This is a genomic window from Escherichia sp. WS547, from assembly GCF_046486065.1.
GTDB lineage: Bacteria > Pseudomonadota > Gammaproteobacteria > Enterobacterales > Enterobacteriaceae > Escherichia > Escherichia coli.
The window spans coordinates 57,700-78,574 of the sequence record NZ_JBJQMA010000009.1; the positions used below are offsets into that span (position 1 = coordinate 57,700).

Below are 20,875 nucleotides of genomic sequence, written 5' to 3' on the forward strand. Positions count from 1 at the left end.
GTGTTTTATTTCACCTGGCTACGGGCAAACAGCTCGTCGAGCTTCTCTTCGTACTGGTAGTAGTTGATGCTTTCGTACAGCTCGTTGCGGGTCTGCATGGTGTCGATGACGCTTTTCTGCGTCCCTTCCTGACGCAGGACGTTGTAGACATGCTCAGCGGCGCGGTTCATGGCGCGGAACGCTGAAAGTGGGTACAGCGCCATTGCGACATGGGCGCTGCGTAATTCGTCGGTGGTAAACAGCGGTGTTGCGCCAAATTCGGTGATGTTGGCGAGGATCGGCACCTGCACCGCATCGGCAAACTGGCGGTACATGGCGAGTTCGGTAATCGCCTCCGGGAACAACATCTCGGCACCCGCTTCAACATAGGCCTGCGCACGCTCAATCGCCGCATCCAGCCCCTCTACCGCCAGCGCATCGGTGCGCGCCATGATCACAAAATCAGGATCGGTTTTCGCATCCACCGCCGCGCGGATCCGATCCACCATCTCCTCTTTCGAGACGATCGCTTTGTTCGGACGATGACCGCAGCGTTTCGCACCAACCTGATCTTCAATATGCAGTCCTGCCGCACCGGCTTTAATCATCGATTTCACGGTGCGCGCCACGTTAAAAGCAGAAGAACCAAAACCGATATCCGCATCCACCAGCAGCGGCAGCGAACAAACGTCGGTGATACGACGAATGTCGGTCAGCACATCATCAAGGGTAGAAATACCGAGATCGGGCAGCCCCAGCGACCCTGCCGCCACGCCACCGCCGGAAAGATAAATTGCCTGATATCCGGCACGCTGCGCCAACAGCGCATGGTTAGCGTTGATGGTGCCAACAATCTGCAATGGATTTTCTTTAGACAGTGCAGCGCGAAACGCTTTACCTGGAGAGTGTAGAGACATAGCCCATCCTTTGTTATCAACTTGTTATTTGCGTTGATAAAGACAAAGCAAGGGGTGTGCCACAATTGATCGAATAAAATTAAATGTTTAATTTCAATTTGTTATAAATAAAGTCATGAAGTAATCCGCAAATATGCGTTTCAGTTAACGTTTCAGTCAATGTTTCACCGCGTTTCATTGCAACAATTATGAAACAAGACTAAACCCAATATTCGGTTTCTTAACTTTGCGGTGCGCTATGGCACATCCACCACGGCTGAATGACGACAAACCGGTTATCTGGACGGTATCTGTAACGCGCCTGTTCGAGCTGTTTCGCGATATCAGCCTCGAGTTTGATCATCTGGCGAACATTACCCCTATCCAGCTTGGCTTTGAAAAAGCGGTGACCTACATCCGCAAAAAACTGGCAAACGAACGCTGTGACGCCATCATCGCTGCTGGCTCTAACGGCGCGTACCTGAAAAGCCGCCTGTCAGTGCCAGTTATTTTGATTAAACCGAGCGGCTACGATGTGTTACAGGCACTGGCAAAAGCCGGAAAACTCACCTCTTCTATCGGCGTTGTCACTTATCAGGAAACCATTCCAGCGCTGGTGGCGTTTCAAAAAACCTTTAATTTGCGCCTCGACCAACGTAGCTACATTACCGAGGAAGACGCACGCGGGCAGATTAACGAGCTAAAAGCTAACGGCACCGAAGCGGTGGTCGGCGCGGGGCTGATTACCGATCTGGCAGAAGAAGCCGGAATGACCGGAATTTTTATCTATTCCGCCGCCACCGTGCGCCAGGCGTTCAGCGATGCGCTGGATATGACGCGCATGTCGTTACGCCATAACACTCACGATGCCACCCGCAACGCCCTGCGTACTCGTTACGTGCTGGGCGATATGCTCGGTCAATCACCACAGATGGAACAGGTACGGCAGACTATTTTGCTGTATGCCCGCTCCAGTGCAGCGGTGTTGATTGAAGGGGAAACGGGGACGGGCAAAGAGCTGGCGGCCCAGGCGATTCATCGGGAATATTTTGCCCGCCACGATGCGCGACAGGGCAAAAAGTCGCATCCGTTTGTTGCCGTCAACTGCGGGGCGATTGCCGAATCGTTGCTGGAAGCAGAGCTGTTTGGCTATGAGGAAGGGGCGTTCACCGGCTCGCGACGCGGAGGTCGCGCCGGGCTGTTCGAAATTGCCCACGGCGGTACGCTGTTTCTGGATGAGATTGGCGAAATGCCGCTACCTTTGCAGACTCGCCTGTTACGGGTGCTGGAAGAAAAAGAGGTCACCCGCGTCGGCGGGCATCAGCCTGTTCCGGTGGATGTGCGAGTCATTAGCGCCACTCACTGCAATCTGGAAGAAGATATGCGGCAAGGGCAGTTTCGCCGTGACCTGTTTTATCGGCTGAGCATTTTACGCCTGCAACTGCCACCACTGCGTGAGCGGGTGGCAGATATTCTGCCGCTGGCGGAAAGCTTTTTGAAAGTGTCTCTGGCTGCACTTGCTGCCCCGTTTTCTTCCGCATTACGCCAGGGATTACAGGCAAGCGAAACCGTGCTGGTGCACTACGACTGGCCGGGCAATATTCGAGAACTGCGCAATATGATGGAGCGACTGGCGCTGTTTTTAAGTGTGGAACCGACGCCGGATTTAACGCCGCAGTTTTTGCAGCTGCTACTGCCGGAGCTGGCGCGCGAGTCGGCGAAAATTCCCGCTCCACGCTTACTGACACCACAACAGGCACTGGAGAAATTTAAAGGCGATAAAACAGCAGCGGCGAATTATTTAGGCATAAGCCGGACGACGTTCTGGCGGCGGCTGAAAAACTGAACTGCCGAATGCAGCGCGAACGCTTTATCCGGCATAAATTTCAATAGATGATGATCACCGATAAACTTACGCATCGGGGATGTTTACATAGGTTTCAGAATTACTTCTTCTTATAAATATTTGCCGTGCCGTGAATCTTATTGTCAGTTTGACCAGAGGTCAGCACCAACACATCAGCCCCTTTTTCATCGGCTTTTTTGATTAAATCTTCTTTTGCATCTGCAGTCGACATTTCATTACTGGTTGAAATATCACCTATTTTTTCATATTGCGATTCAACTTTTTCAAATTCCGCTTTGGTCATCAATTCAGCGGCATAGACATTGGTAACGGCAAACGCTAACGCACCGACTAACATTTTAGAGATTATTTTCATATTACGGCTCCAGAGTTGTTATCACACTATCACCCACCGACATTATTGGGTTGATTAATAATTAGTTCAGTCAGGGCATAAACGCCAGTAACCGGAAATAAGACACTTTGTGATCTCTCTCGCACCCGATTATTTTTGGTAGAAATATGATGCAGTTAGTTCACTTATTTATGGATGAAATCACTATGGATCCTTTGCATGCCGTTTACCTGACCGTAGGACTGTTCGTGATTACTTTTTTTAATCCGGGAGCCAATCTCTTTGTGGTAGTACAAACCAGCCTGGCTTCCGGTCGACGCGCAGGGGTGCTGACCGGGCTGGGCGTGGCGCTGGGCGATGCATTTTATTCCGGGTTGGGTTTGTTTGGTCTTGCAACGCTAATTACGCAGTGTGAGGAGATTTTTTCGCTTATCAGAATCGTCGGCGGCGCTTATCTCTTATGGTTTGCGTGGTGCAGCATGCGCCGCCAGTCAACACCGCAAATGAGCACACTACAACAACCGATTAACGCCCCCTGGTATGTCTTTTTTCGCCGCGGATTAATTACCGATCTCTCTAACCCGCAAACCGTTTTATTTTTTATCAGTATTTTCTCAGTAACATTAAATGCCGAAACACCAACATGGGCACGTTTAATGGCCTGGGCGGGGATTGTGCTCGCATCAGTTATCTGGCGCGTTTTTCTTAGTCAGGCGTTTTCTTTGCCCGCAGTGCGTCGTGCTTATGGGCGTATGCAACGCGTTGCCAGTCGGGTTATTGGTGCAATTATTGGTGTATTCGCGCTACGCCTGATTTACGAAGGGGTGACGCAGCGGTGAGCAGATAATTTACTCTCTACGTAATCAACCTGATTTGCCGAATCCCGACCATCGGCGATGATAGCCCCCGTAATGCGTGGTCCTTATTTCCGATAAGTTTACTTGAGTCTTTAGCTTCCCATTTCAGCCCACTCTCCCCTGTGTGGGCTTTTTTCATTGCTCTGACCCGTCCTGAATAGCCAAACAATGGTAATGTTCCACTTTGCAGGGATGATAATAAGGGGAGCTGATTCAGAAGAGTTATGAAAAGTTGGACCGCCATCGAGGCCTCGAACCCCGTACCATACAACAATCCTGGTTGTCGTCTGCTCTTCCTGATGAGCTAATGGCGGTTTTTGATATGAGCCTTACAGCATATTTTCTGTCAGGCTTGAGTGCGATGCGTAAGATACAGAAAAGACCCCACACAAACATGATGGAATTATGATTTTTTTAATATGAATGTCAACCCACACATTCACAAAACATCTGCATGAGATCATTTTTTATACACCGTATAGCTGCGAAACCACTGCTGATGCTTTTTTAAGCGAAGTGTCGCCGATCACAACAAAATATCGGCGAAAAAGGCGGTGGAATGCCATTTGGCATACGGATATACAGATGAAATGATCACCTGCTTTGCGATTCACTCTCTGGTGGAATAACAACTCGCAGGTGGAACCCTTTCTGAACTAAAGAGTGTAGCGGATTTTAACGTGCTTATTTACAGGATAATATCTGTCACCTAATTCCTGCACTCTATTAGATATCCATTGATTTAATCGCGCATCATCTCTGTATGTTTTTACGTCCAGAACAGAGAGCAATAACATCACCAGTGATTCAGGAAAAACAGGGTAGATATTTTTTAAGTGTAATAATAATCCATGCGCAAGCGCCTGCTTAATGGGTGCGTCGGTCTCCGGAATAGACGACATTTCGCGAAGCCATTTTTCCACATGCATACACTCTTTCCCTTTAGGGAAAAGTCTCAGCAAAGGCATATGGTGTTCAAGAAGAATACATTTGCAATCTGTTCGCACTGAATCGATAAACTGCACTAATTTCTTAAGCCCGGTAAAGCGTCCAGCCTGCACGTTTGCTTTAATATCAAGAAACGCATCGTCCTGGTCATATACCCAAACTGTCCCTTTTTGATTTTCAAGTATGCGAAAAACAAACTTAACCGGGTGATCAGGGTAATCCATCCAGTCATAAAATCCAGGGAAATCATTAAACTGCACATTTATGGTGAGTGCGTTATCGTCTGACCACTCACAGTCTCGTACGGCAGCCATGAGATGAATGAGTTTGTCGTCATCGACTAAATCATCACGACAATCATAGGGATAATCATAATATTGTTTAATCAAAACCTTGAATATATCGACACAGGAGACCAGGGAGCTTTTGATATCCTCTGGTAACTGATTGTTTTTTTACTGTATTAAGTATGCTTTGTTGCGTATATGGCATCAAATTATTGTGCGGAGCTTTTAATGATATCATCGCGATCTCTCTTAAATAAAAATAAACGTCGCAGATAATAAAGCCCTGATTAAACCAGGCACTATCAGAAATCGCTCATAACTAACGTGTGAAGTATTGTGTACTGGAGGGAGTTAATTTAACAATTTGAATTTACGTTATAGGTTTTACTGCTACTTTGATATTATTTCGCTCTCCTTAACTAAAAAGTTAAGTGGAGAGCGAAGTTAATATGTTAAACCACAGGGTATTTATTAATTTTTTCAGTCTGTTAGTGTGCGATTATCGATAACAAAACGATATTTCACATCTCCTCGCAGCATTCGCTCATAGGCTTCATTAATTTGATCGGCCCGAATCATCTCTATATCAGCCACGATGCCATGTTCGGCGCAAAAATCGAGCATCTCCTGAGTTTCTGGAATGCCGCCAATCATAGAACCGGCTATCGCACGGCGTTTCATGATCAGGTTGAAAACTTCCGGCGATTTATGCGGTGTCGCAGGCGCACCAACCAGCGTCATGGTGCCATCACGCTTCAGCAAGGTGGTAAAATCGTCGAGATTATGTGGCGCAGCTACTGTATTCAAAATGAAATCGAAACTCTTCACATGAGCCGCCATCTCATCGGCATTGCGTGAGTTAACAACTTCATCGGCCCCCAGGGCTTTTGCCGCTTCGCGTTTTGACTCAGAAGTGGTAAATGCCACCACATGCGCCCCCATCGCGTGGGCCAGCTTAATCCCCATATGTCCCAGACCGCCGATGCCGACCACGCCCACTTTTTTACCCGGACCGACCTGCCAGTGACGTAGCGGCGAATACGTGGTGATCCCTGCACACAACAAAGGTGCCACCGCCGCCAGCTGCTCTTGCGGGTGACGAATACGCAGAACATATCGCTCATGAACGACGATCTGTTGTGAGTAGCCGCCCAGAGTATGGCCCGGTTCGTCCGGCGTCGGCGAGTTATAGGTGCCGGTCATGTGATCACAGTAGTTTTCCAGCCCGTCTTCACACTCTTCGCAATGTTTACAACTGTCGACAATACAGCCGACACCGACCAGATCGCCCGGCGCATATTTTTCTACCTGATCACCAACGGCTACCACGCGCCCTACAATTTCATGGCCCGGCACGCAGGGATAAACCGTCCCCGCCCACTCGGAACGGACCTGGTGGAGATCGGAATGGCAGACGCCACAGTAAGCGATTTCAATTTTGACATCATGCGGTCCCGGTTCACGCCGGGTGATATCCATCGGTTCAAGTGGTTGTTTAGCGGAATATGCACCAACAGCTTTGATCTTCATTGTGTTTACTCCTGATTAGCTATGTGTATTTGGCGATGCCTGATATGTCATCGCGGCAAAACGCGTCCATTGAATATAGCCAATATTTAAACCACCCGATCCAGCCCCAACATGCCGCGAGCCTGAATGAAACAGAGCAGCAACGTTCCCCATAAGGCCATCGTCAGGTAGGGGCTTATACCGAGAATATTGAAGCCGCTTTCAATAATTTGCAGAAGAAACAGCGCCAGCACCATACCAATTATCCGCCCGCTGCCGCCGTCCGGATTAACCCCGCCGAGTACTGCCGCGAGGATTGACACCAGCAAGTACGATTCGCCATAAGAGGCCTTAGCCGAGTTGAGTTTCGACATCATCAAAAATGCCGCTACCGCACAAAGCAAGGCGGAAATGACATAAACCCAAATCAGCACCCGACGAGTGTTAATGCCGGAGTAAAGTGTTGCTCGTTCGTTAGAACCAATCAGATAAATGGATTTACCGAGCGGCGTTTTCTCCAGCAATATCCACAGCCCCAGCGCCACTGCGGCAAACAACCACATCGGTAGCGGAATACCGAACCACTGTGCATGATTCAACCACAGCACCCATGAGGGATAATTGGCAATGGCGCTACCGCCTGTCACCAGAATATTTACCCCTTTGAGCAACGTCATCATCCCGAGTGTTGCAAGAATTGGCGACACTCGAATACCAGCAATCAATACGCCGTTACATAAACCGATTATCACCGCCGCGCCAGCGCCCGCCAGCAGCGTAGCGACAACCGTAGCAATACCCGGTGGATACTGAGTCGCCACCCACGCCATCACCAGTGAACAGGCGTTAGCAGTGGCTATAATTGACAAGTTAATGCCACCGCAAAGCATGGTCACCGCCATAGCCAACGCCAGAATGCCCAGCACGGGCATTTGCGAAGCGACGGACTGGAAATTACTTATCGACCAGAAAATCTCCGGCATAGTAATGCTGAACGCGGCAACAGTTAGCACCAGCAGGCCGATCAAGTAAAACTCAACGTTATTACGCCACGATTTTTTCATAGCAGACTCCGGTTCTGATGCTGACTCCACGCCGTGGCGCTAATGCTGGCAACGATGATGATGCCGGTGATCAATGTTTGCCAGTAAGACGAGACTCCCAATAAATTTAGCCCGTTTTGCATCACTGCCAACAACACCACGCCGAGCAAAGTACCGGTTAACGTGCCGCGCCCGCCGAGCAAACTAGTGCCGCCAAGCACCACCGCAGCCAGTACTGTCAGCTCATAACCCAGAAGAGAATCGGGGGCGACAGTCATCACCGTCCACGACTGCACTACACCCGCAGCGCCAGACATCAATCCCATATAGCCGTAGACGAAAAGTTGCAGTTTCAGCACGCTAAAGCCGATGCGACTGGCGGATTCACGGTTCCCGCCAAGGGCATAAATTTTGCGCCCTACACTGGTGAAATTCATGATAAACGCTGTCAGCAGCACCACCGTAATCATGGCGATCAGCGGCAGACCAAGGCCATAGTCATAGCCGTCAGCATCGGTGTACTTGAACAACATTACCCCCTGCTCAAACCACGGCGGAAAGTCGTACAGCCACACACCTTTACTCAACCATAACAGCAGGCCATAGAAAATATTCAGCGTCGAAATGGTGATGATGATAGACGGCACCCGTAGGCGATTAACCAGTAAGGCGTTAATTAAGCCAAGTAAAATGCCGATGCCGCCCGCCAGGGCAAACGCAACAGCAAAGTTGCCACCAATTTTTTGCAGCAGCAGCACCATGCCGTATTGCGCAATGATGGTCATTGCCGGAAACGAAATATCAATCCCACCGGAAATTAACACCACAAACAAACCACAGGCGAGAATAGTCAACATGGCATAGTTATTGGCGAGATCGTACAAATTACCGAATGTCAGAAACTCGTCGCTGCGCCAGGCAAGGCCAACAAACAGCACCACAATCAGTAATGCCAGCCAGAATTCATGGCGTTTTTTCAGTTCAGCCATTTACCACCTCCGCAATCCTGGCCTGAGAACTGCTGTCAGGCAGGAAGCTATGGGTGATCTGACCTTTTTGCATTACCAAAATCCGGTGGCTTTGATACCACGCTTCTTCAATTTCATCGCAGATCATCAATACCGCAATGCCATGAGCCGCCAGATCGCTGATAATGCCGTATATTCCTGCTTTGTTGGCGATATCAACACCGACAGTCGGGCTATCGAGAATCAACAGTCGTGGCCCAATCGCCAGCCATTTGGCGATCGATACTCGCTGCGCGTTACCCCCAGAAAGCGTATTCACCGGGAGATGTGGGTCAGAGACTTTGATGGTCAATGCCTTGATTAGCCTGTCCACCAGGTCACGCACTTTAGCTTCACTCAGAAAGCCGAAGCGATCTTTTACCTTGTGAAAAACAGTGCTAATGATGTTGTCTTCAATAGATTGCGCCATCACCAAACCGCGCGACATGCGATCTTCCGAAACATAACCAATACCGTGGCGGATGGCGTCCTGGTTACTATGCAGTGTAACCAGCTGGCCGTTGATGAGGATCTCGCCAGCATCCGGTCGGGTCATACCAAACAGACTCAGACATAATTCCGTGCGCCCCGCACCAAGCAGGCCAACAATCGACACCACTTCGCCCGCTTCCACCCGCAAGTTAATATTTTGATATTCCCCATGACGACTTAAATTACGCACCTCCAGCACTGGGATGCTGGATTTTCCCTGCCACAACTCTCGCACCTGATATTCAAACTCCTGGCCGGTCATCAGGAAACCGAGTTGTTTTGTGGTCATCTCTGCAGCCGGAAAGGTCCCGACCAGCTCACCATCTTTCAGCACTGAAATACGGTCGGAAACTTCCATCACTTCTTCCAGACGATGACTGACGAAGACCACGCAGATCCCGCGTTCCCGCAATTGATGCACCACCTGTAATAACCCTTGCACTTCCTGATGGGTCAGCGAAGCGGTTGGTTCATCCATCACGATCAACCGTGCGTCCTGCGCCAGTGCACGGCAAATTGCCACCAGCTGACAGCGGGCAATTGAAAGCTCAGAAACGAGCGTATCCAGTGGCAATGTGACGTTAATACTGGTCATTGCCGCCTGCGCCACCTCACGCAGACGACGGCGGTTAACAAACAGACCGTGGTGATAGTGATTCACGGCGATATTCTCCCAGACACTCAGGTTAGGAAATAAAGAGAGGTCCTGATAAATCACCTGAATCCCCTGCGCCACCGAAGCGGCGGGTGTCAGCTTTGACCAGTTTTTCCCACCAAGCGTAATTTCCGCCCCCTCATCCGGGCGATAAACACCGGACATAATTTTAATCAACGTCGATTTACCACAGCCGTTTTGCCCGGCAAGGCAGTGCACCTCACCCGACATAAAGTCGAGAGAAACATCGCGCAGCGCTCGCGTGGCATGAAACGTTTTGTTGATATGACGAAGGGAAAGGAAGGTTTCCATAGCATCCCCTGGCAATAAGAATCGGGGCTTTCGCCCCGAAGAAATGGATTAATAAAGTGAGTCGATATTGTCTTTGTTGACCAGTAATACCTTATGGAAACGGATAATTCGCTTATCCATATCTACGTCGGCCTTACCGAGATTCTCCATTTCTAATCCAGGTTTGATCTCTTCACCCTTCAGCAACGTGCTGGCGACGGCCGCGAGTGCGTAACCTGCAGAGGCCGGATCGTAAGTAATCCCTTCGGTGATATCACCACTTTTAATCAGTGATGCCGCCTGTGAAGGGATCATCATGCCATAGACTGCGACTTTATTTTTCGCCCGTTTCTCTTTCACTGCACGTCCCGCGCCAATCGGACCGTTTGAACCAAAGGAGACAACCGCTTTCAAGTCAGGATAGGTTTTCATGAGGTCCAGTGTGGTACGACGTGAGTCATCCACACTCTCGGCAACCGGCATGCGGCGGGTAACTTCATGCATATCCGGGTAATGCTCTTTCTGGTATTTCACCAGCAAGTCAGCCCATAAGTTATGCTGCGGCACGGTCAAACTACCCACGTAAATCACATAACCGCCCTTGCCACCCATGCGTTTCGCCATATGCTCAACATATTCAGCGGCAAATTTTTCGTTATCAATGATTTCGATATCCCAGTTAGCACTTGGCTGACCGGGGGATTCGTTGGTCAGAACCACAATTCCGGCATCTCGCGCTTTTTTGAATACCGGTTCCAGCACGTTGGCATCGTTTGGCACAATTGTAATTGCATTAACCTTACGGGCGATTAAATCCTCAATAATTTTAACTTGTTGCGGAGCATCAGTACTTGAAGGCCCCACCTGTGACGCATTAACACCAAAGGCTTTACCCGCCTCAACCACACCTTCGCCCATGCGATTAAACCACGGCATACCATCGACTTTAGAGATATTCACCACGACTTTTTCCGCTGCCTGGAGCGGCGCAGAAATTAGCGCAGCGCCTAATAACAGCGAAGACACCATATTGATAACAAAACGTTTATTCATCATTTCAGCCTCATTGCAGGGTAGTCAGGAAGTGTTCGCCCAAATTAGCGCGCTGGAGAGAATAAGAATTTTCGAATATTTTTATGCAGAATAAACAGCCCTATTTCAGGCAGCTATTAAAAATTTGGTTATAAATATGGACAAAACGGGCAGTAACAATAAGTGTGACAATCATCACGTAAAAAACAGCAAAATAAACAAAATTAGCGATGCTTTATGTTTGTGAGCTTATTTCGCGTAGAAAAATAGTTATCTACACAACGTCAATAAGGGCATATTCTTCAAAGATAACGTCCATTTCTGGTGAATAGCATCCTTCTGCCTGGAAAAAACGACGGTGTTCATTACGCCAATATTCAAGACTGAGGTCACCTTCACCTTCCTTACGGGCAAGCTCTGCGGTGACATCAGAAAAGCGCAGTAAATGCAGGCCAATCACTCTGATAACACAGACAGGCTCACCACGGCTATTTTCTACAATCTTATACTCACCAATCAGCGGAAATGCGTTGTCTTCAATACATCCCGCCAGCGAACCACAGGAAGCTGTTTTAACACCAGTCGCAATCAACGTTGCGAGGTGATCGGCCAACACTGCTGAATCGCCAAAAGTACAAAAGGAAGCATGGGGATATTTTTGTGAGATTTTTTCTTTTATGGTCATGAGAATATTTTCGCGATTACGGAAAAACAAATCACATCTTAATTACTGTTGATAACCATCAGCAAGAAGATCATTGGTTTTTCGATGCTTAATCTTTTTTATCCAAAGCAGGTCACATTTATGGCTTGATAAATACCTTTGTTAAAACTCACTTTTGTGTATTTCTCTCAAATAATCCCCTGGAAATTATGCCGGGAGATTATAAAGTTCAGGATCATTCATTAGCAAACCATTGCTGCCCCACTCCCTGGGGCTTAAATCTCTTACTATTCACCGTTGCAGGCGTTTCAAATGCGTATCAACCTGCCACACTCCCCCACACCAGTTGCCCTTTATGGAACGTCGCCGTTCTCGGCGAGATACGCGCCACCGCCTCGGCGGAACAGGAGGCGTCCACCAGCACAAAGCTGGCATCATCCTGCGCTTTGGGCCACACGCGCTCGCCTTTTTCGTTGAGCGGCAATACATCGCCAGTGGCTAAAAACAGCGAGCGGGAGAGGTTCTGTTCGTTAGGACGAATATAGAGCTGCGCGTACAGATTGGCTTTTTCCAGCATGTCGCCCAGGCCGTAAGGCGACCAGTGGTCGATAACGCTGTCGGTGCCGGTCATCACTTTTACGCCTTTGTCGTGCAACTGTTTGAGCGGCATATGCAACGTGCCAATCGGCACCGTCGAGGCGATAGAAATTTGCTGCGCCGCCATCCGGTTCGCCAGTTCATCTACCTGTTGTTCGTTGAGCGTTGCCAACGCAAAGGCGTGGCTGATGGTTAGCTTGCCTTTCAGTTGCGGCGTTTTCTCTACCGTTTCAACCATATAATTGATGGCTGCCACGCCTGCCGGAGTGGTTTCGTGCAGGTGAATATCGACGCCTTTGTCGTAGTCCAGCGCAATCTGGAACATGGTGTCGAGGGATTTTTCCATCGCGCCATCGACACTGGTCGGGTCCAGCCCGCCGACGTAATGCGCCCCCGCCTGCATCGCTTCGCGCATTAAGGGTTCCGATTTCGACAGCAGCAAACCGTGCTGCGGGAAGGCGACGATTTCACACTCGAAGCCCGCCTGACGTCGCGCCAGTACCGCCTGCAAATTTTGCAGATTTTTTAGGCCGGAAACCGGTTCGATATTGCAGTGACTGCGGGCAATGGTGGTGCCTTTCGATTGCAATAAATCGATCAGTTTTTCCGCCCGTTCCTGAGTGTACGGTTGCAACTCCGGCAGCATTTTCTGCTCAAGTTTGATCATGTCCTGGATGGTGGTGCCTGCCGGACGATTGAGCGAGCGCCACGGCCCGCCGTAAAAGGTTTTGTCGAGATGAATATGCATGTCGCGGGTAGTGGGCAGCATCAGCTTACCGCCAGCGTCATAGTGCGGCAGCGTGGCGTCCGGATGCTGATTGTTCTCGCGCAGTGCAACAATTTTGCCGTTCTGAATTTCCACAGTCTGGCGCGCCGTGCGGGTCTGCACCGCCACGCCATTTTCGTAGTCAAAACCGGTTTCCAGCAACACGTTGTCGAGATAGTAGTGCGGGTCAGTGATTTTCATGGTGTTATTCGCGTCGCAGTGGGTTGTGCCAGAGACTGCCGCATGGGCGAGCGGCACAGAGGTACCAAACAGCGCGGCGGCGGTGACCATCTTACCGCTCTGGCTCAGAAACTCACGGCGGCTATTGCTTTCTTTCATCTTACGTCCTTACGTTTTAATAATATGGGTGCCCGTTTCACCGCGCAGCGCCGCAGGCAGGCATTCCGGCGTGGTGATAATCACTTCTTTGCCGCCCTGTTCCAGGAACGTCAGGCTGGCGATGATTTTTGGCAACATGCTGCCGGGTGGGAAATGCCCTTCCTGCATATAGCGGGTCATGGTGGCAATATCCACCCGATCCAGCGCCTGTTGCTGCGGTTTGCCAAAGTGAATACACACTTTTTCGACGCCAGTGGTAATCACCAGAATGTCGGCGTGAATTTCACGGGCCAATAGCGCGGTAGAGAGATCTTTGTCGATAACCGCGTCCACGCTTTGGTAATTCCCCGCTTCACTGCACACCACCGGAATTCCGCCACCGCCCGCGCCAATCACCACAAAGCCTTGTTGGATCAGCGCCTTAATGGCAGGTGCTTCTACAATACGTTGCGGTTCCGGCGAGGCGACCACGCGGCGATAGCCCCGTCCGGCATCTTCAACAAAACGCCAGTCAGGGTTTGCCTTTTGTAATTCGTCACGCTGGCTTTCACTAAAGAATGCGCCGATGGGCTTGGTGGGATGGGCAAACCCCGGATCGTTTTTATCCACTTCCACCTGAGTCACCACGGTGACGGCTTTTTTCTCGCCGTGGCGGGCCAGCCGGTTGTTCAGCGCCTGTTGGATCAGATAGCCAATGCCGCCTTGCGTATCCGCCACACAGTTCGCCAGCGGCGTTAAGGGCAGCCCTTCGCGCTCGTGGGCTATCTCCGCGCGGCGTAAATCCAGACCGACCTGCGGCCCGTTGCCGTGGGTCAGCACAATGTCGTAATCGGAAGCCAGCATTTCCAGCACCGTATCGGCGACGGCTTTCACCGCCTCCGCCTGATGCTCAATCGACTGGCTGGCGTTATCTTTGATAATGCTGTTGCCACCAATGGCAACGACCACAAGCTCTTTCATGTTGTTATGTCCGCTACAGAGGGTGATGGTGTTATGAGAGTGAGGTTGCCCCTCTCCCCAGAAGGGAGAAGGGATCGTAAGGTGCAGTTGGAGGGTCAGACGCCGTAACGTTCGCACCAGCCAAGAATGGCTTTCTCGAAGCAGGCGAATGGTGGATGCACAATGCCCGCGCCAATCATGCCGACGCCCGCATCTTTATGGGCGATGGCGGTGTTGATCACCGGCAGAATGCCGCTACTGCCCACGCGGGTTATGTCGATTGCCGACGGCACGCCCATAAAACCGAGCAGCGGAATGGTGACGTTGGGATTTTCGCCGAGAGTGATTTCGCGCATCTGGCGGGAGAAATCGATGGCCTCTTCCACCGTACCGCCCACCAGCGCGACGATTGCAGGCGCGGTCGCCATAGCAAATCCACCAATGCCGTAGGTTTCGGTGATGGCGCTGTCGCCAATATCCAACCCAGAATCTTCCGGCTTATAACCGGCAAACATCGGGCCGATGACCTGCTGCGCCGGACCGGTAAACCATTGCCCCGGTAATCCGCTGACCCGCAGGCCGAACTCGACGCCGTTACGCGCCATGGTGGTCACCACAGTGCTGTATTCGATGCCGTGCGCCGCATCCATCGCCGCTTTACACATCGCCATCCACGTCGGGCCGGAGAAGTAGTCACTGCTGGCGACAAACTCAAACACTTCGCGCTGTTGCTCGACGGAGTAGCCCGCCTGAATAATCCCCGGCGTCAGCGCCTGAATCAGCAGCGTCGTCCCGGCGTTATTGCGGTTATGGCACTCATCGCCCATATGCAGCGCCTGCGCCAGCATTAAGCGCAGATCGATCTCGCCGATAATTTTCATCGCATCGCGCAGCATTGGCCCCTGCACATCACGCATCCAGTTGAGTCGGTCGATCACGCTCTGGTCGTTAGCGCCCATACGCAAAATCTTTGCCATCTGCTCGCTCATATTGGTGTAAGCGATGTTGCCGTAGGTTTTGTTTTTCACGATGTGCATAAACATCGAGGCCGAGGTAACACCCGCCATCGATCCCACGCAGTCATGTTCGTGGCACGGCGAGAAGGTGATCTCCCCGGAGGCCGCCAGTTCAGCCGCCTCATCGAGATCTTTCGCCAGCCCTTCGAACACCAGCGCTCCGGTGACCGCGCCTTTCATCGCGCCACACATTTTTTCCCAGGTGATCGGCGGTCCGGCGTGAAGAATGGTTTTCGGCGTCATACCCGGCACCACGTTAATCGCCTGATCAAAACCAATCAGCACCGGATGCGACTGGATAATGCGCTCCAAAGCCTGCTGGTTAGCGGCGGCGATTTTGTCTGCCAGCGGCGAATCGGCAATGTTATCCAGCGCCTGCACCACCTGCATATTGCCCTGCCCCGGCGGCGTCCAGTCGAGTTGAGTCACTTCTACATGCTGCTTTTTCAGGTCATCGCTAAACATGGCGATGCCGACGTTAATAACGTTCAACGGTTGGCTAAACAGTGACTGGCTCATCAGGCTTCCTCCCCTTTGCAGATAAATTCACGCGCCAGCAATCCGGTATTGGTGCTGCTGCTTGCCAGAATTACCCCAGCATCAAGCAGCATCTGGCTTTGTTGTTCTAATGATGGCGTATCAAGATCGGTACCCAGCACATAGGCGAGAATGATCAACTCACGTCCTTCGGCAGCGGCGATCGCTTTCGCTTCTTTGATCGCATCGATGGTGGAGCCGACCGGATCTTCATGCGATCCAAATCCGAGCACAAAATCCATCACGATCACCGCCACTTCTGGATCGCGCGCTTCTTCGATCAAGCGACTGATGCGGTTGGTCGGGTCAATCATTGGATGCGGCTTGCCGTTGGTGAAGTCGTCATCACCAAAGTCGAGGAAGGTGTGTTTGATGCTGCGGCTGATATCTTGCAGGCGGAATTCCGGATCGGGCTGAATGTTGCTGTAGACATCGCCGTGTTTTTCCATCACCGCGAACATCGTTTCGTCGCACAGCGTGCCGCCGCAGAACAGGCCACGAATGTATTTCTGTTGCGGTTGCAGGCGAGCGCGCACGTCAGCAATCAATGGCTGGTTCAGGGTATGCAGGTCGAGATGTTCCTGTTTCACGCCGGAGAGCATTACCGCTTTCAGCGCCGCCTCTTTACTGCCGCGGGCAAACTGTAGCCCCTGCTCATCCACCGGCGTTTCGCCACGACCGAGGAAGCAAACCACCACTGGCTTGCGGCAGGCACGCGCGCGTTCCAGCACTTTGCGGGCCACCGCAGGCGCAGGCGGTTTGGAGATAAGCACAATGATTTCAGTTTGCGGATCGTTTTCCAGCATCCCGATGGCGTCGAGCATCATCAGGCCGCCGATTTTCTCGCTCAGGTCGCGCCCGCCGGTGCCGATCAGTTGCGAAACGCCGCCGCCAAATTCATGGATACGGACGCTCAGTTCCTGGCTACCGGTGCCGGATGCGCCAACAATACCGATGTTGCCGCGACGCACGGCGTTACCAAAGCAGAGCGCCGCGCCGTTGATAATCGCCGTACCACAGTCTGGCCCCATCATCAGCAGCCCTTTTTCGTGGGCCAACTGTTTGAGCGCCAGTTCATCTTCAACTGAGACGTTATCGGAAAACAGCATCACGTTAAGATCGTTTTGCAGCGCCTGACGCGCTTCGCGAGCGGCAAACAGACCGTTGACCGAAATCACCGCCAGGTTACTTTCCGGGATATGCTTTTTGGCGCTGGCAATAGTGGCGTAACGCGCCTCGTGCGAGCCACTTTGCGCTTTGGTGTTGAACAGTTCTTCAATCTCCACCAGCAACTGCTCGTTGTCCACACCCGATTTACCATTGATGACAATCATCAGGTCGCCGTTTTTCGCCTGCTCCAGCTCCGGCGTCAGCAGTCCTAAATTCTTCAGCACGCCTTTGTTCATTTCGGTCGCCATCGCCACAAATGCCTGCTCGACGCCGTCGAGTTTATTTGCACGCGTGGAGATAGACATCAGCGAGACAGAATCAAAATAGGTATTCGGTTTAATGACTATTTTAACTGACATAATTCCCTCCGTAGGTTTGGCTCAGCGCACAACCATCGGCCATGCCATACAGCATGTCGCAGCCGGAACTGGAGCCAATATGTTTAATTTTTTCTATTGCCTGAGTTGCGTTCCCAGGGATGTCATAAATAATGTTATGAATAAAACGATGAATATTTTCCCGGCAGCGTTGTTGTAATGCGGCTTCCAGCGTTATGGCACTTAATAACGTGGTATTATTTCTGCCGCGTTGCAGACCGCGATAAAATTCCTCTTTGTATTTTTCTGCCGGATGCCCGGAAATAAATAAAATAAGCGCCAGACCTGTTAAATAATCATCGGCTGATGGCGTAAGGCCAATCCCTAAGCCCATCATACTGGCGACTGCTGAGGCGATATTTTGTTTATCGTTTACTGCCTGAATAACTGCCCGACGTTTAATATGTAGTGCTTTATTTAACGCCTGATAAAACGGATTATCGCCGCGATAATTAAACAGGGTTTCATTTTCCCCCAGGTGCTGATGAATAATGTCATGCCACTGTTGCCAGGCGATAAGGTGAAAATTCACAGCGGCCATTTGCAAGGTTGGGGACAGCCAACACCGACAACTACTCATCTCTATATGAAGATGTTGACCAATCGTAATGCCTTGATCGTCAAACTGAACCTTATCACCATGCCGGAACAGACCATCAAAGTGAGTGAGTGCCAACCGACAACTGTTTGGCGCATTGTCGTACTCTTCACAAAGCAGCGTCAGCAACTGCTGGCGGGCCGGAAGTGCGATATTTACCGCTCTGGCAAAGACCTGTTCAACCTGTCCTTGCCCCCGCTGCGCCAGAAAATCAGCATCCGCAGTTAGCGCCCACACACACCGTCTTTCTGGTGTGTTGATAGCAAGCCTCCCGGTTTATGCACCTGCGGCAATCAGTAACTGCGCAATCTCTTCAAAGCCCCGTTCTCGCGCCAGTTCCAGCGGCGTTTTGCCATATTTATCCGTCATGTGCGGGCTGGCACCGTGTTCCAGCAATAACTGGACAATCGCCTGCTGTTTAATCCCGCCATCATTAAGCACAATTGCTTCCAGTAGCGGCGTCCAGCCAACATGGTTGGTCTGGTTAACGTTAATCTCCGTATGCGCCAAAAGCTCTTTTACAATATTTAAATGGCCTTTTTCACAGGCAGGCGTCAGGCCGACACCGCCAAAACGGGTTACGCAATTAAGATCGGGTTTAGCCGGTAAAATAATCCGTAACAGGGTTAAATCGCCGGTCAGGCAGCTAATTAAAAAAGGATTTGAACATATCTGATCTTGCTTATTAATATCCGCTCCGGCATCAATTAATGCCTGAACGCAAGCATATTGCTGATATAAACTTGCCAGCGTAATTGCCGTTTTCCCCTGACGATCGCAGGTATTAATATCGACACCCAGCGCAAGGCAGGTTTTTACTTTATCGATATCACCCTGTTGCGCAGCCAATAAATAGTCGGCAGGTAGATTTTTTATAGTCATTCACATTCCCCTGTTTTTTGTGGCTGTTTTCGATGAATTGAGAATAGCAACGATAATCTGATAAAAGAACCCGCTTAAATTTAATTCGCCGTATTTCGCCTTTTTGTTGAATGATGTTCAACAATCTTTTCGCAGTGTGCGGTAGTGCAATATTTGTTTCTTTGACCCGATACCCTTTCACTCAATCAGGTTTTATTTCTCTATAGTCTGCACATGTAAGAGTAGCTTTCGTCCATGTCTAACCAGAGGGGAACAAGATGAACGGACTCACGGCAACGGGTGTCACCGTCGGTATTTGTGCAGGGCTTTGGCAGTTAGTGTCTTCACATGTCGGGCTCTCTCAGGGATGGGAATTATTAGGAACCATTGGCTTCGTCGCCTTTTGCAGTTTTTATGCCGCAGGCGGCGGTAAAACGGGGTTTATCAGAAGCCTGGCGGTTAATTATTCCGGGATGGTGTGGGCGTTTTTCGCCGCGCTGGCTGCCGGTTGGCTGGCCTCGGTGAGTGGATTGTCCACGTTCTGGGCGAGCGTGATTATGACTGTACCCTTCTCGGCGGTAGTGGTCTGGCAAGGACGTTTCGGTTTATTGTCTTTTATTCCCGGAGGCTTTCTCGGCATGACGCTATTTTTTGCCAGCGGGATGAACTGGACGGTGACATTACTGGGTTTTCTGGCGGGTAACTGCGTGGGGATAATTTCAGAATATGGCGGACAAAAATTAAGCGAAGCGACGACTAAACGCGACGGGTATTAAAAGTTATTCAAAAATGATTATCTATCTTTAACCGATACCTCTACAGTCATGGCTGGAGAAATTCATAGTAGATAATGGCGGGAATGGTTTAATGAACTCAATTTTTACCGAAGAGAATCTGTTGGCATTTACTACCGCTGCGCGTTTTGGCAGCTTCAGTAAAGCCGCAGAAGAGTTGGGTTTAACCACTTCCGCCATTAGCTACACCATCAAGCGAATGGAAACAGGGCTGGATGTGGTGCTGTTCACTCGCAGTACCCGAAGCATTGAGTTAACGGAGTCCGGGCGTTATTTTTTCCGCAAAGCTACCGACCTGCTGAATGATTTTCACGCCATCAAACGCAGCATCGATACTATTTCGCAGGGTATAGAAGCACGGGTGCGCATTTGTATTAACCAACTGCTTTATACGCCCAAACACACCGCACGCTTATTACAGGTACTGAAAAAGCAGTTTCCAACCTGCCAGATTACCGTGACGACCGAAGTGTATAACGGCGTCTGGGATGCGATTATTAATAATCAGGCGAATATTGCTATCGGCGCGCCCGACACACTGCTGGACGGCGGCGGCATTGATTACACGGAGATTGGCGCAATTCGCTGGGCTTTTGCTATCGCCCCGGATCACCCATTAGCCTTTGTGCCGGAGCCGATCGCCGAAAGCCAACTGCGTCTCTATCCTAATATCATGGTGGAGGACACCGCGCATACGATTAATAAAAAAGTGGGCTGGTTGCTGCATGGGCAGGAGTCGATTCTGGTGCCAGATTTCAACACCAAATGTCAGTGCCAGATTTTAGGTGAAGGGATTGGTTTTTTGCCGGATTACATGGTCCGTGAGGCGATGGCGCAATCCCTGCTGGTTACCCGACAAATCCATAATCCGCGCCAGGATTCACGCATGTTACTCGCAACTCAGCATTCTGCTACGGGTCAGGTGACGCAGTGGATTAAAAAACAATTTTCGCCAAATGGCATATTAACGGGGATCTATCAGGATTTACTGCATCGGGAGAATTAATCGCTGCCAACCTC

The 20,875-nt window shown here is 50.6% G+C and carries 19 protein-coding genes and 1 pseudogene; 4 read left to right on the plus strand and 16 right to left on the minus strand.

Annotated elements, in window-relative coordinates; translation table 11 throughout:
• Nucleotides 1-5: 5 nt before the first annotated feature.
• Complete coding sequence (gene prpB / locus ACJHWK_RS10345; protein ID WP_001521952.1) at nt 6-896, minus strand: methylisocitrate lyase; 891 nt, start codon at nt 894-896, stop codon at nt 6-8.
• A gap of 238 nt (nt 897-1,134) precedes the next feature.
• Between prpB and prpR the strand changes: the two genes are divergently transcribed.
• Nucleotides 1,135-2,721: a propionate catabolism operon regulatory protein PrpR gene (gene prpR / locus ACJHWK_RS10350; RefSeq protein ID WP_000941048.1), complete on the plus strand. Its 1,587-nt coding sequence runs from the start codon at nt 1,135-1,137 to the stop codon at nt 2,719-2,721.
• 100 nt (nt 2,722-2,821) lie between these two features.
• On the opposite strand, the gene yahO is transcribed toward prpR, so the two are convergent.
• Nucleotides 2,822-3,097, minus strand: coding sequence for a DUF1471 family periplasmic protein YahO (gene yahO / locus ACJHWK_RS10355; RefSeq protein WP_000691953.1), 276 nt, complete (start codon nt 3,095-3,097; stop codon nt 2,822-2,824).
• Between the two features lie 146 nt (nt 3,098-3,243).
• Between yahO and ACJHWK_RS10360 the strand changes: the two genes are divergently transcribed.
• Nucleotides 3,244-3,915 carry a LysE family transporter gene (locus ACJHWK_RS10360; protein WP_000983408.1) on the plus strand — a complete coding sequence of 224 codons (672 nt, stop codon included), beginning with the start codon at nt 3,244-3,246 and terminating at the stop codon, nt 3,913-3,915.
• Nucleotides 3,916-3,931: 16 nt separating this feature from the next.
• On the opposite strand, the gene yahM is transcribed toward ACJHWK_RS10360, so the two are convergent.
• The 14 genes and pseudogenes from yahM to ACJHWK_RS10430 form a co-directional block, all read right to left on the minus strand.
• On the minus strand, nt 3,932-4,177 hold the full coding sequence (gene yahM / locus ACJHWK_RS10365) for a protein YahM (protein ID WP_000290603.1): 246 nt from the start codon (nt 4,175-4,177) through the stop codon (nt 3,932-3,934).
• Nucleotides 4,178-4,589: 412 nt separating this feature from the next.
• A pseudogene (yahL, locus tag ACJHWK_RS10370) lies at nt 4,590-5,406 on the minus strand (protein YahL).
• Between the two features lie 242 nt (nt 5,407-5,648).
• Nucleotides 5,649-6,698 (minus strand): NADPH-dependent aldehyde reductase YahK, encoded by a 1,050-nt coding sequence (gene yahK, locus ACJHWK_RS10375; RefSeq protein ID WP_001521951.1) that lies wholly within the window; start codon nt 6,696-6,698, stop codon nt 5,649-5,651.
• 86 nt (nt 6,699-6,784) lie between these two features.
• Nucleotides 6,785-7,741 (minus strand): ABC transporter permease, encoded by a 957-nt coding sequence (locus ACJHWK_RS10380; RefSeq protein WP_000750344.1) that lies wholly within the window; start codon nt 7,739-7,741, stop codon nt 6,785-6,787.
• A complete protein-coding gene (locus tag ACJHWK_RS10385) occupies nt 7,738-8,709 on the minus strand; it encodes an ABC transporter permease (protein ID WP_000818902.1) in 972 nt (323 codons plus the stop codon). The genes ACJHWK_RS10380 and ACJHWK_RS10385 overlap by 4 nt, the downstream gene beginning before the upstream one ends.
• A complete protein-coding gene (locus ACJHWK_RS10390) occupies nt 8,702-10,186 on the minus strand; it encodes a sugar ABC transporter ATP-binding protein (RefSeq protein WP_000447328.1) in 1,485 nt (494 codons plus the stop codon). Before ACJHWK_RS10390 ends, ACJHWK_RS10385 begins: the two co-directional genes overlap by 8 nt.
• Nucleotides 10,187-10,234: 48 nt before the next feature.
• Nucleotides 10,235-11,218 (minus strand): autoinducer 2 ABC transporter substrate-binding protein, encoded by a 984-nt coding sequence (locus ACJHWK_RS10395; protein WP_001042105.1) that lies wholly within the window; start codon nt 11,216-11,218, stop codon nt 10,235-10,237.
• A gap of 253 nt (nt 11,219-11,471) precedes the next feature.
• Complete coding sequence (locus ACJHWK_RS10400; protein WP_001521948.1) at nt 11,472-11,882, minus strand: ASCH domain-containing protein; 411 nt, start codon at nt 11,880-11,882, stop codon at nt 11,472-11,474.
• A 298-nt stretch (nt 11,883-12,180) separates the two neighbouring features.
• A complete protein-coding gene (locus ACJHWK_RS10405; protein ID WP_001521947.1) occupies nt 12,181-13,563 on the minus strand; it encodes an amidohydrolase family protein in 1,383 nt (460 codons plus the stop codon).
• Between the two features lie 9 nt (nt 13,564-13,572).
• Nucleotides 13,573-14,523, minus strand: coding sequence for a carbamate kinase family protein (locus ACJHWK_RS10410; protein WP_001521945.1), 951 nt, complete (start codon nt 14,521-14,523; stop codon nt 13,573-13,575).
• 95 nt (nt 14,524-14,618) lie between these two features.
• Nucleotides 14,619-16,037: a DUF1116 domain-containing protein gene (locus ACJHWK_RS10415; RefSeq protein WP_000083445.1), complete on the minus strand. Its 1,419-nt coding sequence runs from the start codon at nt 16,035-16,037 to the stop codon at nt 14,619-14,621.
• Nucleotides 16,037-17,584 (minus strand): acyl-CoA synthetase FdrA, encoded by a 1,548-nt coding sequence (fdrA, locus tag ACJHWK_RS10420; protein ID WP_001521943.1) that lies wholly within the window; start codon nt 17,582-17,584, stop codon nt 16,037-16,039. Before fdrA ends, ACJHWK_RS10415 begins: the two co-directional genes overlap by 1 nt.
• Nucleotides 17,574-18,437: a DUF2877 domain-containing protein gene (locus ACJHWK_RS10425; RefSeq protein ID WP_410234831.1), complete on the minus strand. Its 864-nt coding sequence runs from the start codon at nt 18,435-18,437 to the stop codon at nt 17,574-17,576. Before ACJHWK_RS10425 ends, fdrA begins: the two co-directional genes overlap by 11 nt.
• A gap of 39 nt (nt 18,438-18,476) precedes the next feature.
• A complete protein-coding gene (locus tag ACJHWK_RS10430; RefSeq protein WP_001521940.1) occupies nt 18,477-19,082 on the minus strand; it encodes an ankyrin repeat domain-containing protein in 606 nt (201 codons plus the stop codon).
• A gap of 257 nt (nt 19,083-19,339) precedes the next feature.
• Between ACJHWK_RS10430 and ACJHWK_RS10435 the strand changes: the two genes are divergently transcribed.
• On the plus strand, nt 19,340-19,837 hold the full coding sequence (locus tag ACJHWK_RS10435; RefSeq protein WP_001013896.1) for a DUF1097 domain-containing protein: 498 nt from the start codon (nt 19,340-19,342) through the stop codon (nt 19,835-19,837).
• Between the two features lie 91 nt (nt 19,838-19,928).
• Nucleotides 19,929-20,861, plus strand: a complete 933-nt coding sequence (locus tag ACJHWK_RS10440) for a LysR substrate-binding domain-containing protein (RefSeq protein WP_001084390.1) — start codon at nt 19,929-19,931, stop codon at nt 20,859-20,861.
• The last annotated feature ends 14 nt before the right edge of the window (nt 20,862-20,875 follow it).